We start from the raw sequence: 16,733 nt of genomic DNA, 5'->3' as shown, positions 1-16,733 counted from the left end.
CAATGAAAAAAGTACTGAAAAGAGTATTCATAGCATTATTTTTATTTCTGATAATATCTTTTGTAATAGCATACATAATAACGTCAAAGGAAATGTCGAAGAGCTTCGGACGAGGCGATTATCCTGACAGGAACAAAGCTGCAACATGGTTCTACGACCACTATGAGAATGAATATCCCCGTGAAGAAGTAAGCTTTAAGTCGGGGGACAATACTCTCAAAGGCTACATATACGGCATGGACAACAACAAGGGACTTATCGTATTCGCTCATGGCATAGGCAGCGGTCACGAGATGTATCTCTCGCTTATTACGCGGCTTGTGGACTGCGGCTGGCGTGTATTCGCCTATGACGCTACAGGAAGCGGCTACAGCGAGGGTGAGGGTACAAAAGGACTTGCACAGTCGGTCCTCGACCTTGATAACGCACTTACTTATGCGGAAAGCGATGCGCGTCTAAATATACTTGATAAATTTGTGCTGGGACACAGCTGGGGCGGATATGCAGCGGCAGCCGTGCTCAATTTTGACCATGATGTAAAAGCAGATATAACTATGTCTGGCTATAATACACCGTTTGAAGAGCTTTCAGAGACTTGCGGCGTAAGATATGGCTTCTGGGGCAAGCTGCTTGATCCTGTGGTATGGCTGTATAATAAAATGGAATTCGGCAGCAATTCCTCAATATCGGCAGTTGACGGCATAAACAAGTCTGGAATACCTGTGCTTGTGCTCCACGGAAACGATGATGATGTCATAGGCTATGACGGAGCTTCCGTTATTGCGCATAAGAGCGAGATAACAAACCCGAATGTGGAATACAAGGTGTTTGACGAAGAGGGCAGGAATGGTCACAACAGCTATTTCTATACTCCTGAGTACAAGAAATACAAGGAAGAAGTCATTAATCCAAAGCGTGAGGAGCTTGAGGAGAAATACGGTGACGATATTCCCGACGATGAATACATAAAGTTCGTTGATATGATCGTCAAGGAGCTGTATAACGGTACGAATGATGAGCTTGTGGAGCTTATAGATGAGTTTTTCAGCAAAAATCTGTAATAACGAGGGCTGCTTATCAGTTACTTCATCTTAACGGAAAAGTGGGTTACCGAGCCTGTGATCATGGGTTCGGTAATTTTATGCCGCGATCTCACCGTAGGGGCTCTCCTTTCAGCAGCCTTTTTTCTGGAAAAAAGTTTTTATGCGGCTTGATTTTTTGAAAATATAGTGGTATAATATGATTGAAAATGAAATTGATTATCAATTTATAAGGAGCGTAAAAAGATGTCTTTAAAAAGATCTTTATTTATACCGCTGCTTTTAGCAGCGAGCCTTTGTTCCTGCGGAGCACAGAAAGAAAGCGCATCATCTGATGCTGATACATCTGCAAAGTCAGAAGCAGCTGTTGCTGTAAACGGATACGATGTGGATCTGACAGAGCTGAATTCACAGATGGTCTATGCACAGGTCTATGATATGGTATCAAATCCTGACAATTATATGGGACAGAAAATACGTGTAAAAGGTCCTTTTTCATATTTCAAGGACGATCAGACAGGCAATGAGTACTTTGCTGTGCTCATAAGTGATGCTACAGCCTGCTGCTCACAGGGAATAGAGTTCGTACTTGACGGCGAGCACAAATATCCCGATGATTATCCTGCTCTTGACAGTGAAATAACGGTATCAGGTACTTTCAATTATTACAAAGAGGGCGTAAATCTGTACTGCCAGCTTCTTGACGCTAAGATAGAGGACAATAAGCTCTCATGGTGAGATGATAGTGAAAGAGCTTCGGACAAAGTAATTGCCCGAAGCTTTTTTATGTCCGCAAGCCGAGTTCTATTGACAATATCGGCGTATAATGGTATAATCACCTATGGGAAATTTGCTCTGCTGGTGCAGAGATGTATAAAGCTGATGGAAACGAGGAAAACTGAATGAGAACTGCGGTCATGACTGACACTAACAGTGGTATATCACTTGAGGAGGGCAGCCGATACGGCATATATGTTTTGCCAATGCCTGTTATTATTGACGGAAAGGATTATCTTGAGGAAGTGACACTTACCCATGACGAACTTTATAAGGCACTGAACGAAAACAAGGATATTGTTTCGTCTCAGCCGTCCCCGGGAGCAATGACGGAAATGTGGGACAAAATACTTTCCGAGGGGTATGACGAGCTTGTCTATATCCCAATGTCAAGCGGTCTGAGCGGTTCGTGCAGTACAGCTAAGGCACTTTCGGCAGAATATGACGGAAAGGTGGTCGTTATCGACAATCACCGTATATCCGTAACCCTTCTTGACTCTGTTTACGATGCTAAGTATCTTGCGAACAAAGGAAAGAATGCTGCCGAGATAAAGGAGCTGCTTGAAAAAAATGCGTATCAGAACGATATATATATAACGCTCCACAGTCTCAAGCGCATAACAAAGACAGGCAGAATAACCGCCGCAGGTGCTGCTATTGCGACTGTGCTCAATCTGAAGCCCATACTTAAAATACAGGGCGGCAAGCTTGATGCATATGCGAGAGTCAGGGGAATGGCAGGTGCCGAGCAGAAAATGCTCGAAGCCGTTCACAAGGATATTGCTGAAAAGTATGCAGGCATACCCAAGGACAAGCTGAGCATAGGTGCGGCAGGTACTTTTGAGGACAAACGTGCTGCGAAACAGTGGTTTGACAAGGTCAAGGCTGAGTTTGTAGGATATAAGGTAGTATACCGTCCGCTTTCGTGCAGCATCGCCTGTCATGTGGGAACGAACACACAGGGCGTAGCAGTGGGAATGACCGAGCGTACACTTAAAATAGACTGATAAAAAGCCCGAAGGCAGTTTATTAGCTGCTTTCGGGCTGTATTTTTATGTGTATTTATAAAAGTATCCTGTTCATCTTTCTGTAATCGCTGTCAGGGTGTCTTTTCTGAGCGACCTCAACAAGCTTGCGTGAAACTGCCTTGTACATTGACTTGTCGCTTTCCTGGTTAAGACATTCGATATGTTTCTGGACTGTCTGGACATCATTTCGCTCAATAGGACCTGTAAGAGCTTCCGCAGGACCTACCTTGAAGATATGGCGGATATTGCTCATTACAAGGGGCTGGAGAGCTGCTAAAGCTTCGTTCTCGCTGAAACCGCACTTTTTGAGAAGATCAACGCTTTCCTCCGCAAGTGCGCATACGAGATTGCTGGAAACAGCGCAGGCTGCATGATATTCATGCTTGTGGCTGCTTGAGATGACTCTCACGGGATTGCCCATGTCCTCAAATATCTTTTTCCACTGCATAACATGAGCTTCGCTGCCTTCAAGGCAGAAGAAAGCATTATGGAATTCCCTGTATGAGTCGTATTTGCTGCTGACAGGGAAAAGCGGGTGTATAGAGCAGCCGCTGCCGCCGTATCTTGCGATATCGGGGAAAGCTTCAAGTGCAGACATCGCACCGCTGCAATGGCATATCAGTTTTCCTGCTATGCCGATATCCCTTATCTGCTCATATACTTCCCTGATAGCGCTATCGGGGACGGTTATGAACACCGTATCGCTGCTGTTTAAAAGATCAGCCAGCTCGTCGAATGCCTTTGTTCTTGTGAAGCGTGAAGCTTCCGTTCGTGACTGGATATTACGGCTGTAATATCCGGATACGGTAAGTCCGTTTTCAACGAAATATCTACCGAGTGAAAACCCGACTTTACCGGCACCAATAAAACCAATTTTCATTTTAATATCCTCCTGTAACCCAATATTGTTACTATACTAATTATATCACGATTGTGCTGTGCATACAATAATTTGTGCTAAAAATCTGCAAAAAATCAACTTGTACGCATCAATTTGCAGTTGTATTATGTCCCCTGACATATGGTCAGTTTTATTTTTGTGCAATTTGATAGAGGAAAACAGGCGTTTTTTAGCAGAGGAGTTGTTTTATCCGATATTTTGTGATAAAATATAACGGAAAAAATTTTTTTCATACAGCGTCACAGTCGTTTTCGGGACTGCGAGTATATATTACAGAGCGTGACAAATGCATTTGAACAGCTTAAAAAATAGATCACACAAGCGGGGAGGGATCAGATGACTGACGAAAAACTGCGCGAGCTTTTAAAAAATAGTCCTGACAAGGCACACAGACTTATATTCGATGAATACTATAATTATGTTTATACTATAGTTTTCAACCGTCTGAGAAGTTTTGCTTCGAGGGAGGATATAGACGAATGTGTCAGTGATGTTTTCTCGGATATTTTTTTGAAGTACGATCCCAACAGGGAGTATAGCGGTAATATCAAAGGCTATGTCGCAACAATATCAAAGAGACGTTCGATAGATATGTTCCGTAAGCTTAATGTACGGAAGGCGGATACGATATCTATTGACGGCGATGATGTCATACAGATTCCGTCTGCGGAGAGAGTTGATGAGATCGCAGAAAGAGCGGAGACCGCCCATGAAGTTCTTGATGCGGTAAATTCTCTCGGCGAACCTGATTCGACTATAATCATGCAGAAGTATTATTACGGAAAATCCTCTTACGAAATAGCAGATATGGTCGGAATGAAAGCAGATGCAGTAAGAAAAAGGCTCAGCCGTGTATTGAAGAGGCTGAGAGATGTGCTTTCGGATATCGGTGAAGGGAAGGTGAGTTAATGATAGAAAGAAACGAGCTCGATTTTCTGGAAAATGCAGAACAGAGCGTAATAGACAGACTCACAGAAGAATATCCTCCTCGTGATTTCAAGGAAAAGGAGAAGATATTCAGTATGAGCGAAAGAAAATTCAAAGATAGATCAAACCAGACAGAAAAAACAACAGAACAGGTCGTAAGCGGCGTTGAAGTATACAGCCGACCTAAGTGGCAGAGATTTCTCAGTGTCGCAGCTGCCGCTGCACTTGTAATTGGCGGATTGGGCGGCGGTGCGCTGGCGTACAACCATTTCAGAAACAGCGAGTCGGCTATGACAGATGCCGATACCGCAAATAAGACAGCTCCCTTCGGTGACTTTGCGGAGCTTGAGTATCAGCTCTGTCATTATAATTCAGAGCCAAAGACAATATATATTGATAATGAGACAGATGAAGAAGGCAAGGTGTATTTTTACAGAGGCAAGGATATAACACAGGAGCAGCGTGAACAGATCGCCGGATTCCTGAATAACTACGACTATGAAGAGATATCCGACGCTGATGTTTTATTATCTGCTATCAATCAGTCGCTGAAAGAGGCAGATAACGAAGAAGCTGCCGGTGATGATTTTAAAAATGCACCGTCTTTTGTCTATGAAAGCGGAAACGAGATCAGAAGTATAGATATACAGGAGTTAGACGGTACGGGTATACTGCGATACAGCTGCTGTAAGTATACCGACGAGGACGGCAGACTTGTTGCGGCAGCACAGGATTACTCCGTAAATGCATGGAAAATAGACTATGATCTTTTCAAGTCCACTATTGAAGGAATACTCGGCACTGAAACCAAGCAGCCAACAACAGAGGCAATTGAGGAAACTGTACCGTTCAATGATTTCTTTGCACATGAAATAACTGTATCAAGTGATGATCATACAAACATCAGTGTAACTACGGACGAAGACTATCTTGCGTATGTAACTCAGGGCAGGAAAATACCTTCGGATAAGTGTGAGCAGCTTGGCGAACTCTTTAACAGCCTGACGCTGGAAAGAAAGGACAGAGATCCGTTTATTGAAGATATGCCGTTCCACTTCCAGTCTTTGGACAAACTTGATTTTGTATACCTCAATGGCAACGAACTTGCTTATATCACTCTGCGCAGGGATTCAAATATTCTTGTTTATGATTCGATGCACGTTGAAACGTTTAATAACGGAAGTAATTTAGAAGGTTACTACAATTACAAATGTACAGATGAAGGTCATACAAGAGATAATATCAAGGTTTACGATATTAATTATGATGAGCTTGCAGGCAGGATAAGAGAGATACTCGGTGATGATTTTGCTGTTGAAACAGCACCGAAAAATAATTTCGCCTTCTTCAACTGGAAGGTAAAAGACGATACGGACATATATCTTACAGATAACGATAAAGAAGCATTATACAATATATTAAATTCCTGCAAATGGGAAGTAGAAAGCATGAATGAATCTATCACCAATGAAGCTGACATCAATGCTGACGATAGCATAGTTATTTACAGTGAAGATGCTAAAATGCATTTTATTGTCAGCTTGCAGACTCTTCCTGAGTATACATTAGCTGAAATTTCCGAATATAGAAAGAATGATTCGGGAGAGATCATTCGCTCAAAGACGGGACAGGTCTATAGAGCTTATGATACCGAATTAGTACAGAAGATAAAGTCTTATCTGTCTGGTGAAAATTCGGGAGATGAGCTTATCAGTTTCTCATTCCTGAATGACGGAAGCTGGGGCTGTCGTGTCAATAATGAAGATGTTCCGTATAATCAGGTAGACTTATATAACAAATTTAAAGATCAGTACGGAGAAGAAACGGAAGCCACTTTACAATTAGTTCAATATACAAATTATTTGTCGGACGATAAACTGATGAAGATATCTTCTCTCCTTGACAGTAAGGAATGGCGGTTACCTGACTTTGAAGAAATGCCTTCCGAACAAAACGGATTTGTAGATTTTACCACACGAACAGTTGATCATTTTATAGGTATGCATGTGCAAAGCGGAGAAAACAGCACAACTATTCGTTTCAGTGCAGATGGTTATGGACTCAAAGATATGGCATCAGGCGAAAATGCAAACCCGCGTTTGGAAGCTGCTGATTATGTCTATGTCTATAAAGAATACCCATATTACTTCCTGTCAAATAGCTTATGGTTCTCATGCGATGACCCATATCTTGCACAGGAAATAGCAGATATTATAGCTGAATAAAGCTTATGCCGTCCTCATTTGAGGACGGCATTTTTGCAGCTATACCGAAAAAGACCGCTTTATAAAGCGGTCTTTCATACAATATCAATTTTTGCTCACACGTTCACGCTGCATCATACGTCTCTGACGTTCAGCTTCTTCGGTCTGCCGCTGACGCTCCTGATTTCTTCTGATCTGTTCGGAATAATAAGCCTCATCAGCTCTTTGCTTGCTCTTGTGAATAAAGAACATAGAAACAAGGATCAACAGTACGAGCAGAGCTATCCCGACAATAAGTATTGGCTGCATTTCGTTTCCCTCCTTTTCAGTAAATTTGACTTCTGGTAATATGTTACTTAAATTATACCATAATGTATCACTGCCTTCAATCGTAAATCCGACGAATTTTTTTCTTTCTCATTGTGCATATATTACAATCAAAAACGAATGTGGATTTTATACAGAAATATTATTCGTATTTTATTATGAAAACACATACTTTTTTTATATATCAAATGAAATTATGCAGACTTTTTAGTTGAATCTGTTGTTTAAGTCATATAAGTTATTGGTATTTTCAAATAAAATTCACTGGACTTTTTACGACAAAAATGCTATAATATAACATAATGATACATTAACTTTATCTTAATAATAGTTAAGAAAGGAGTTAGTATGGACTTTCAAAAGTATGTTGATAATTTTGAACCAATGACCTGCATAATCTCTATAGAGAAGCTGGAGAACGGCGGATATGGCGATATCAGAATAGTTGCAGGAAACAAGGCTTATGTTGAGTCGATAGAAGATCCCCACCATGTATCTTCTTCATCTATGCTTAACAACAAGTTTGTGCCAAATAGTCTATATGAAAAGTATATCCCAAAGGACCTGAATTTTGAGGACTCTGTTTATAGCTGTGCTGTTAAAAAGAAGATAATGCATACATATATCCACCCTGAGAGATATGATTTCTGGATAAATATGGTAATGATGCCGCTGAAATCAGATGATCCGAATATGGGGTACTGCTCATATTCTCAGGAGCTTACTATAAAAAGCGATGCCGATATGATGGCAAATACATCGGCTGAAACAGCTTCTGCTGTTATAAAGACCTGTATCAAGCTCAGAAGCACCGAGAACTTCACTGAAACTATGAACGAGATCATTTGCGATATCAGAGAACTATGCGGTGCAGATCAATGCTGTATACTGCTGACTGATTTCAAAGAGAGAGAATGTTCCGTGCTGGCTGAATCTGTTTATGACGAGAGCAGAACAAGGCGTATGGATTTTTACATCAAAGAAGGCTTTTTTGATGTTGTTGAATCGTGGAAAAATACTATTGCAGGCAGTTCGTGCCTTATTGTGCAGGACGAAAAGGATATGCAGGTGTTAAAGGAAAGAAATCCTGTATGGTATGCTTCTCTTAACAATGCAGGTGTTAACAGCGTAGTATTATTCCCGCTGAAGCATAATAATGAGGTTCTCGGATATATATGGGCGGTAAATTTTGATATCGAACAGACTTCAAAGATCAAGGATACCCTTGAGATAACGTCTTACTTTATAGCTTCCGAGATAGCCAATTATCAGCTCCTCAACAAGCTTGAGGTACTCAGTTCCGTTGATCTTCTTACTGGTATATATAACCGTAACGCCATGAACAACCGTGTTTTCAACATTACTTCCGGAAGAGAGCCCTCACCGCAGCAATTCGGCATAATCTTTGCCGATCTTAACGGTTTGAAGCAGAAAAATGATGAAGAAGGTCATGTGGAAGGCGACAAGCTTCTGAAAGGAGCAGCAGCCCTGTTGAAAGAGACCTTCCCCGAGTGTGAGATATATCGTGCAGGCGGCGATGAATTCATGCTTATCGCCATTGATGTCTGTGAAAGAGTCCTTAAAGAGCGTGTGGAGAAGCTCAGGAAAGACTCCGAAAACCCCGATAATATCAGCTTTGCACTTGGTCTTTACTGTGACGACAATGGCGGTGATATCCGTGCAGCCATGAGAACGGCAGATGAGAGAATGTATGAGGATAAAAAGCGCTATTACGGCAAATATCCCGAGCGAAAGCACAGGTAAAATAATTCCCTTTATCAGAGTTTGGTTTATATGAAAGTCAAGCCCCGAGGCTTTGCCTCGGGGCTTGTTTGCTTGATGTGAGCACAGCGAACACATCAACTCTCAACTCTCAACTTTTTAAAGTATTTATAGCCGACTATCCCAACGGCAGCAATAACAATACAGAGTATCTGATTTAGTGATATTATCTTATCCGTGTGAGAAGCGCGGAGGAAATCAAGTCCGCCCTTGCCGAGTACAGATGCGATTATGACGAAAAGCTCGGTGTTCTGTTTTTTCTTCATAAATAAGATGATACCCGTAACGAATATGGCGAAGAACAGGAGAGTTTCCGCAAGTTGTACAGGGAATACGCAGATATCTCCCGTTCTTTTGCCTGTGTACTCAATACAGAACGCTCCATGATAGGCTATTCCGCGGCAGCAGCCTGCGCACAGACAGCCTATCTTTGATATGCTGTACATCAGCGGCACAACGAGAGTGCAGCTGGTGAGCATTGACATGAATTCGCGGCGGTCTTTGCCTATAAGTGCTATGGTCACAACTGCTGCATACATTCCGAAAAGTCCGCCTAAAGAGGAAAGTCCCACGCCCTTTCCGAAAGTAGTTATATACGTGAGCAGCAGCCCGAAGAATATGCTCATAAAAGGTGCGAGCAGGGAAAGATATCCTGCCATGTGTTTTCTGACTCCGCTCTTTACGTTCAGAAAAAACATAGAACCGATACCTGCTGCAAATGACAGCATTATCATTATGGCATAGGGCGGTATCTTACCCCAGTCAGTGTCAATGTGCAAAGTCATAATATCATCTCCAAAACCTTGTTATCCCGGGATATTGTGGCAGCTGTCCAGTATCTCTCCTGTTATCATTCCGCAGGCAGCCATTGCGAGAAGTATTCCGATAAAGAAAAGTACGCCGAATACGATGTAGATTATCATAAGCACTTTTCCGAATGTATTCTGCGGATAATTAACGCGGACTATTATCATAAGCACAAGAGCCGCTATCCAGCACGGAAATGTCAGAGCAGGTGCCACAGATGAGACAATAAATCCCAGACCTATAAGTCCTAAGGATATACCGCACATGGTATTTGCTTTGTTCTCGTCCTGAACGCTGTTCTGAGCGTATGGCATATAATTAGGCGGATAATAGTTCATTACAGGCTTGTCGAAGCTGAAGACCACCTCATCGCTCCCGCTGAACGACATAAGATAGTAGTATTCCTCACGTGTAAGGTAGTGGAACCATCTTCCGTCCAATGCCTGTATGAAGAAATGTCTCTGCAATGTCTCTGTATCGACTCCCTCGGGAGCGAAGATCGCAGGGATCCCTTGCACCATATCATATGTGCAATTCCTGACCTCATAAAAGTGTATTATCATAATACTGCCTCCCCATTGGCTTTCATTGATTATATTTTACAATATCTTCCGTGTATTTTCAAGATGACAGGAATAATTTATTCAGTGACATATGTAATCATTTTTTCTTATTGACTAAAGTGCTGCAAACTGCTATAATTTATATTGGAGTGTGTATTGAACACAAATAAACGGAGGCTTTATTATGCGCTTTTCTATTGAAGATCTATCGAAAAAATATGACGACAAACAAGTACTAAGAGATATAACATTCACTTTTGAATCAGGCAAGATATACGGACTTCTCGGCAGGAACGGAGCAGGAAAGACTACTCTTTTCAACTGCATAAACGGTGATATCACTTCTGATTCGGGAAAATATACGCTTCTTACGGATACAGGCGGCAGAGACCTTGTCCCCGAGGATATAGGATATGTGCTTTCTACTCCCACAGTTCCCGAATTCCTTACAGGACGTGAGTTTCTGAAGTTTTTTACAGAGATACATTCGGACAAGATACACGACTTGAAACCCCTTGACGTATATTTCGACTATATGGGTATCGACCGAATTGACCGCGACAAGCTCCTCAAGGACTATTCTCACGGTATGAAAAACAAGATGCAGATGCTCATAAACTTCATAGCACAGCCCAATATACTTCTGCTCGATGAGCCGCTTACCTCCCTTGACGTAGTAGTTGCCGAAGAGATGAAGCAGCTTCTCCGCACACTTAAAGGTAATAAGATAACTATTCTTTCGACTCATATCATGGATCTTGCACTTGATCTCTGCGATGAGATAGTGCTTCTCAATCACGGTGTACTTGAACCCGTATACAAGTCAGACCTTGACAATAACGAATTCAAGGACAAGATAATCGCAGCACTGAGGGAGGATAACAATGCTTAAAACCCTGCTTATTTCCTTCAAGCTGAAAAATACATACCGTGTCAACGCTATCCTTCACGGTTTCAGACAGATACCGCTCATAAAGAAGATCTTTCCGCCTGATGTCTACAGTATGACAGGCTTCAAGGTATTTGCCTATATCATATCTATTCTCTGGCAGTTCTTTACGATGTTTGCATTCAAGATCGCTTATTTCTTTTTTGCAGTTACGGTCTGGTGCGGCGTGTTTGAGATAAACAGGGCGGACTCACCGAGATTTTTCCTGCACTTGCTTGTACCGCTTACCATTGCGGGGGCATTTGTGAATAACTATATGTTCACTCCCGAGAAGCACAAGTATTATGCGATGATACAGCTTGGTATGGACGCTAAGAGCTTCACTCTTGTCAATTACTTCTTCAATCTCGCAAGGCATTTTATCGGCTTTACTGTGGTTGCAATTTTTATCGGACTCGATAACGGTATGGCTCTGTGGGAATGTCTGATGATTTCGGTATTTGGTATCGCAGCCAAGACAGCAGTATGTCCCATAGAGATGATACGCTTCAAAAAGGGCAAAAAGCTTGCGACAAAGGCAAAGCTCAATGTATTGACCATGCTGCTTGGCATCGCGTTCATAATGGGACTTTACATTCTGCCTGTATTCGGCTATATGATACCTCTTACGGTATCCTACGCTGTAATGGCGGCAGTCATAGCAGCAGCAGTTATCGCCCTGCCGTATATATTGAAGTTCAAAGAATACCGCGCACTTAACAAGGAGATACTCAATGCCGAGTTCGTATCTCAAATGGACTCAAAGGCAGTTAAGCAACAGAATTTCCGGAAGAACACACAGAAGAATATCAGTGCCGATACCGGTATTACCAGTGACAAGAGCGGATTTGAATACCTCAATGAGCTTTTTGTAAAGCGTCATAAAAAGATATTGTGGGAAAGCTCCATAAAGGTAACATTTGCTCTGTCGATCGTACTTATACTAATGTGTATCGTCTGCATTTTGGTTCCAAAGGAAGCAAAGGGGATAAACAAGTATATAAGCAATTCTCTCCCGTATTTCGTATTTGTTATGTATGCAGTGAACCGCGGTATGCAGTTCACACAGGCACTTTTTGTAAACTGCGACCACAGTCTGCTCACCTATCCTTTCTATAAGGAGCCCAAGTCCATACTCACATTGTTCCGTATACGACTGCGTGAGATAATCAAGGTAAATCTTCTTCCTGCGGTAGTCGGCGGCATCGGGCTCGCATTGCTGCTTTACCTGTCAGGCGGAACTGATAATCCTGTAAACTACGGAGTCATTATTGTTTCAATATGTGCACTGAGTATATTCTTCTCCGTGCATTATCTTACCATATACTATCTTCTCCAGCCTTATAATGCAGGTACAGAGATAAAGAATGGCACATACCGTTTGATAACTATGGTGACATATCTTGTGTGCTACTTTATGATATATTTACACGTTCCTACACTTCTTTTCGGTATCCTTACCATTATTTTCTGTGTGGTGTATATCATAGCAGCCTGCCTGCTTGTCTATAAGTTCGCACCCAAAACTTTCAGAATACACAGCTGATAATAAGAAAGCAGACCTAAAAAGTTTTTTCGGGTCTGCTTTTGTTCGGGAAAATCTCTTGAAATATATGCTGAAATAATTCAAATATATAGATGTGGACTTATCATCTTGAAACAGGAAATACAATGTCAGTTTTTTTGCTGACATAACGATTATTCTATATGGAATTATCTTTTATTATCAAAAGAAAGGTGGATATTATTGTCAGTAAAAATAATCGACTGGATAAAGGAACACAGTAAAAAGCTCCTCATAATACTTCTCTCGGTACTTATGATAGATATCCTGCTTATTGTGATATTATCGCTAAAAGGCAATGCTGAGCCAAAGGAAAATGATAATAACAGCGAGGCTGCTGTGGAAATAACAGAGGTCAAAGAGTCGGCAGATAATAACGCACCTACCGAAGAGGCTGAAAAAACAGGACATCAGACCGCATCGGAGAATAAATACGAGTTTGATACGGAATATCTGCCCTACTGCAAGGCTTCTGCCATATATTCCATGAAAAATGGCGAGCTGATATACAGCAATAACATATATGAAGAAACAGCTCCCGCAAGCCTTACAAAGCTGCTTACAGCCTCAGTTGCCATGCAGTATGCTGATATGGACGAGGTATTCACAGCAGGCTCTGAGCTTGCATACGTAAATGAAAATTCCAGCCTTGCAGGTCTTGAAGTGGGGGACAGCCTTACTCTCCGCGATCTTATAACGGGAATGTTCCTTGCTTCGGGAAATGACGCAGCCCATACGGTGGCAGTTTCGGTGGCAAGAAAGGTATTCCCTGATGCAGACCTTAACGATACAGAAGCTATAAACTGCTTCTGCGGACTTATGGGACAGTTCGCAGAGAAAATAGGCATGGAGGACAGCTCGTTTGTAAGTCCTGACGGCTGGGACGATTATGAGCAGTATACAACGGTATCAGACCTTCTTAAACTCACTGAATATGTCATGTCAGAGCCCGAGCTTTGTGATATTGTAAAGCTGCCGCAAAAGACTGTTTATTCTACAGCAGGAAAGGTATTCACATGGCAGAATTCAAACCAGCTCCTCGATATTAACGGCAGCTATTACTGTGAGAACGCCATAGGCGTAAAGACGGGAACTACCCAGAATGCAGGCAGCTGTCTCATATCAGCCTTTGAGGACGATGATGATACATATATATCGGTAGTTGTGGGCTGTAATACAGACGATGACAGGTATGCTTATACACTGGATATGATATATCAGATACTCTGAGGCGAATTTCTGCGAAATATTTGAATTTATTTCCGTAATATCATCTAAAATCTATTGCATTTTATAAAAAAATGTGTTAGAATAATAAAAACTGCAATTTTGCAGGAACGAGGTGTATTATGGATATCAAAGAAGCGATCAAAGCACGACACAGTGTAAGACAATTTATCAATAAACCAATAGCAGATGATCTTAAAGAGAAACTCAACATACTGATCAAAGAGTGCAACGAAGAAGGCGGACTGGGTTTTCAGATAGTGTATGATGATCCCGAATGTTTTAACACATTCCTTTCTCACGTCGGAAAATTCGAGAATGCAAGGAATTATATAGTGCTCTCGGGAAAGAAATCACTTGAAGACCTCGATGAACGCTGCGGATACTACGGCGAAAAGATAGTACTTGCAGCACAGCAAATGGGACTCAATACCTGTTGGGTAGCAGGAACATACGGCAAAAGCAAGGTCAGAGTAGATATACCTGACGATGAAAAGCGCGTATGCGTTATCGCAATAGGTTACGGAGCAAATGAGGGAACAAAGCATCGTTCAAAGCCTATCGAGAAGCTCTGTGATATCAGAGGAGATCAGATGCAGCCGTGGTTCAGAAATGGCATGGTAGCAGCAATGATGGCACCTACCGCACTTAATCAGCAGAAGTTCTTTGTTACTCTTGAAAATGACGAGGCTGTTATTACAGCCAAAAAAGGTATGATGACAAAAATTGATCTTGGTATAGTAAAGTACAATTTTGAAGCAGCATCAGGCCATAAGTGCCGTGCATGATTAAAAAAGTAAGGGCGGATATATCCGCCCTTTTTCTTGTATGTAATAGAAAAAGCCATGGCATTGATCATAATGCTAATATAGAAGTTTAGGCGATAGTAGGGGACGGCGTCCTCGACGTCCCGTTGTAGAGGCGGATATTATCCGCCCTTACAATTGCAAAAAGCCATAGCATCACTATTAATGCTATGGCTTTTTGGTTTTACTTTAAGAAACCGTTTATTATCTGTTCCTCGGCTTCAGCCTCTGTAAGACCGAGAGTCATGAGCTTTATGAGCTGCTCGCCTGCGATCTTTCCGATAGCAGCCTCGTGAACAAGTGCAGCGTCAACGCTGTTTGCTTCAAGAGAGGGGACTGCAAGTATTCTGCCGTTGTCCATGATGATAGAGTCGCACTCCGTATGACCGCTGCAGGCTGCACTGCCGTTTATGCACAGATCAAGCTTCTGGTAAGAGTCGTCACGTGCAACTGAACGGGAAACTACATCAGCACTTGAACCGTCGCCGTTAAGGTCTACCTTATAGATACTGAAAGCCTGCTGCTGACCGTGAGTCATAAGTCTCTCGCGGACTAAAAGCTTTGCATCAGACTTGAGTTCTGCGATAGTAGTACGCTTTGTGGAGTCAACGCCCTTTATCTGCACCATTTCCATTTCCATAGTGCTGCCCTCGTCCATGTGTACTTCCGTTACAGGATTGAGTATACGTTTACCGCTGCCGTCGCCTGAGCCGTAATGCTTTTCAACATAGCGCACCTTTGAATTCTTGCCTATGAAGAAGCGGTGTATACCGTCGTGCTCGGAGTCCTGAGAGCCGCAGTTGTCGATACCGCAGCCTGCTACGATAAGAACATCGCAGTCATCGCCAACGAAGAAGTCGTTGTAAACGTCCTCCTTGATACCGCTCTGGCTGAGTACAACAGGAATATGGATACTCTCGTTTTTAGTGCCTGATTTTATGCGTATATCTATACCGCTTACATCAGTTTTTGACTGTATGTTGATATTTGCGGTAGTATTTCTCATTAATGCCTTGCCGTTTGCACGGAGGTTATATGCTCCCTCGGGGACACCGTGAAGATCGGCTACCTCCTGAAAAAGTCTTTTCTGAACTGCATCTATCTGCTCCATATCCTTGCCTCCTTACGCCATTTTATGACAGATATTTGTTGCGTTTTCCGTGCCTGTGATCTCAGGGAGGATAATATCCTTGTCGCCGTGCTTTAAGATATTGCCGTCAGATATAACGATTATCTCGTCAGCGATATTGAGGATACGCTCCTGATGAGAGATAACGAGGATAGTTCTTCCTTGGCGTTCCTGACGCATTTTCTCAAAAATGCGGATAAGGTTATTGAAGCTCCAGAGGTCGATACCTGCCTCGGGCTCGTCAAAAATAGCAAGCTTTACATCTCTTGCGAGGACTGTAGCTATTTCGATACGTTTAAGCTCACCGCCCGAAAGGGAAGCATTGATCTCACGGTCGATATAGTCTTTTGCACAAAGACCTACTTCCGAAAGGTAGTTGCAGGCATCTGATACGGACAGTGTCTTGCCTGCGGCGATCCTGAGCAGGTCGATAACAGTCAGTCCCTTAAAGCGGACAGGCTGCTGAAAAGCAAATCCGATACCCAGTCTTGCACGTTCGGTGATGTTTTTTTCGGTAATATCAACACCGTCAAAAATGATCTGACCTCCTGTATTCGGCACGATACCTGCAATTATCTTTGCGAGAGTAGATTTACCGCCGCCGTTAGGACCTGTTATTACAACGAATTTGTTGTCACCGATAGTATGGGAAATATTTCTGATAATTTCAATATTTGAGCCGTTGTCTTCAGCACTGAAGGAAATATTTTTCAGTTCAAGCAT

At 42.3% G+C, this 16,733-nt stretch carries 16 protein-coding genes; 10 read left to right on the top strand and 6 right to left on the bottom strand.

Features of this window, described 5'->3' with window-relative positions:
* Nucleotides 1-2 precede the first annotated feature (2 nt).
* From BLW60_RS03020 to BLW60_RS03010, 3 genes are all read left to right on the top strand, one after another.
* Nucleotides 3-1,061: an alpha/beta fold hydrolase gene (locus tag BLW60_RS03020; protein WP_074714404.1), complete on the top strand. Its 1,059-nt coding sequence runs from the start codon at nt 3-5 to the stop codon at nt 1,059-1,061.
* 225 nt (nt 1,062-1,286) lie between these two features.
* Nucleotides 1,287-1,778 carry a hypothetical protein gene (locus tag BLW60_RS03015; protein ID WP_074714403.1) on the top strand — a complete coding sequence of 164 codons (492 nt, stop codon included), beginning with the start codon at nt 1,287-1,289 and terminating at the stop codon, nt 1,776-1,778.
* Nucleotides 1,779-1,942: 164 nt separating this feature from the next.
* On the top strand, nt 1,943-2,824 hold the full coding sequence (locus tag BLW60_RS03010) for a DegV family protein (RefSeq protein ID WP_074714402.1): 882 nt from the start codon (nt 1,943-1,945) through the stop codon (nt 2,822-2,824).
* Between the two features lie 55 nt (nt 2,825-2,879).
* Here the strand turns inward: BLW60_RS03010 and BLW60_RS03005 are convergent, their stop codons facing one another.
* Entirely contained in the window at nt 2,880-3,725 is an 846-nt protein-coding gene (locus tag BLW60_RS03005; RefSeq protein WP_074714401.1) for a Rossmann-like and DUF2520 domain-containing protein, read from the bottom strand.
* 357 nt (nt 3,726-4,082) lie between these two features.
* Between BLW60_RS03005 and BLW60_RS03000 the strand changes: the two genes are divergently transcribed.
* Both BLW60_RS03000 and BLW60_RS02995 read left to right on the top strand, forming a co-directional pair.
* Entirely contained in the window at nt 4,083-4,655 is a 573-nt protein-coding gene (locus tag BLW60_RS03000; RefSeq protein WP_074714400.1) for an RNA polymerase sigma factor, read from the top strand.
* Entirely contained in the window at nt 4,655-6,898 is a 2,244-nt protein-coding gene (locus BLW60_RS02995; protein ID WP_074714399.1) for a hypothetical protein, read from the top strand. Before BLW60_RS03000 ends, BLW60_RS02995 begins: the two co-directional genes overlap by 1 nt.
* A gap of 84 nt (nt 6,899-6,982) precedes the next feature.
* Here BLW60_RS02995 and BLW60_RS02990 read toward each other — a convergent pair whose 3' ends face one another.
* Nucleotides 6,983-7,186: a hypothetical protein gene (locus BLW60_RS02990; protein ID WP_074714398.1), complete on the bottom strand. Its 204-nt coding sequence runs from the start codon at nt 7,184-7,186 to the stop codon at nt 6,983-6,985.
* Nucleotides 7,187-7,552: 366 nt separating this feature from the next.
* Between BLW60_RS02990 and BLW60_RS02985 the strand changes: the two genes are divergently transcribed.
* Complete coding sequence (locus BLW60_RS02985) at nt 7,553-8,968, top strand: GGDEF domain-containing protein (RefSeq protein WP_074714397.1); 1,416 nt, start codon at nt 7,553-7,555, stop codon at nt 8,966-8,968.
* A 95-nt stretch (nt 8,969-9,063) separates the two neighbouring features.
* On the opposite strand, the gene BLW60_RS02980 is transcribed toward BLW60_RS02985, so the two are convergent.
* Complete coding sequence (locus BLW60_RS02980; RefSeq protein WP_074714396.1) at nt 9,064-9,771, bottom strand: prolipoprotein diacylglyceryl transferase family protein; 708 nt, start codon at nt 9,769-9,771, stop codon at nt 9,064-9,066.
* Nucleotides 9,772-9,792: 21 nt separating this feature from the next.
* Complete coding sequence (locus BLW60_RS02975) at nt 9,793-10,356, bottom strand: hypothetical protein (RefSeq protein WP_074714395.1); 564 nt, start codon at nt 10,354-10,356, stop codon at nt 9,793-9,795.
* A 184-nt stretch (nt 10,357-10,540) separates the two neighbouring features.
* On the opposite strand from BLW60_RS02975, the gene BLW60_RS02970 reads away from it, so the two are divergent.
* From BLW60_RS02970 to BLW60_RS02955, 4 genes are all read left to right on the top strand, one after another.
* Nucleotides 10,541-11,248 (top strand): ABC transporter ATP-binding protein, encoded by a 708-nt coding sequence (locus BLW60_RS02970; protein WP_074714394.1) that lies wholly within the window; start codon nt 10,541-10,543, stop codon nt 11,246-11,248.
* Nucleotides 11,241-12,830: a hypothetical protein gene (locus BLW60_RS17115; RefSeq protein WP_074714393.1), complete on the top strand. Its 1,590-nt coding sequence runs from the start codon at nt 11,241-11,243 to the stop codon at nt 12,828-12,830. Before BLW60_RS02970 ends, BLW60_RS17115 begins: the two co-directional genes overlap by 8 nt.
* 201 nt (nt 12,831-13,031) lie before the next feature.
* Nucleotides 13,032-14,078, top strand: coding sequence for a D-alanyl-D-alanine carboxypeptidase family protein (locus BLW60_RS02960; RefSeq protein ID WP_074714392.1), 1,047 nt, complete (start codon nt 13,032-13,034; stop codon nt 14,076-14,078).
* Between the two features lie 119 nt (nt 14,079-14,197).
* The gene (locus BLW60_RS02955; protein WP_074714391.1) at nt 14,198-14,863 is read left to right on the top strand and encodes a nitroreductase family protein; all 666 of its coding nucleotides are present in this window, start codon (nt 14,198-14,200) and stop codon (nt 14,861-14,863) included.
* A 202-nt stretch (nt 14,864-15,065) separates the two neighbouring features.
* Here the strand turns inward: BLW60_RS02955 and BLW60_RS02950 are convergent, their stop codons facing one another.
* Both BLW60_RS02950 and BLW60_RS02945 read right to left on the bottom strand, forming a co-directional pair.
* Nucleotides 15,066-15,992, bottom strand: a complete 927-nt coding sequence (locus BLW60_RS02950) for a SufB/SufD family protein (protein WP_074714390.1) — start codon at nt 15,990-15,992, stop codon at nt 15,066-15,068.
* Nucleotides 15,993-16,004: 12 nt separating this feature from the next.
* Nucleotides 16,005-16,733 carry an ABC transporter ATP-binding protein gene (locus BLW60_RS02945; protein ID WP_074714389.1) on the bottom strand — a complete coding sequence of 243 codons (729 nt, stop codon included), beginning with the start codon at nt 16,731-16,733 and terminating at the stop codon, nt 16,005-16,007.

Origin of the sequence: Ruminococcus flavefaciens (assembly GCF_900108555.1) — a bacterium.
GTDB classification, from domain to species: Bacteria; Bacillota; Clostridia; order Oscillospirales; family Ruminococcaceae; genus Ruminococcus; species Ruminococcus flavefaciens_P.
The sequence above is the reverse complement of the archived record's forward strand: the minus strand, read 5'-3'. Positions and strand labels throughout refer to the sequence as shown.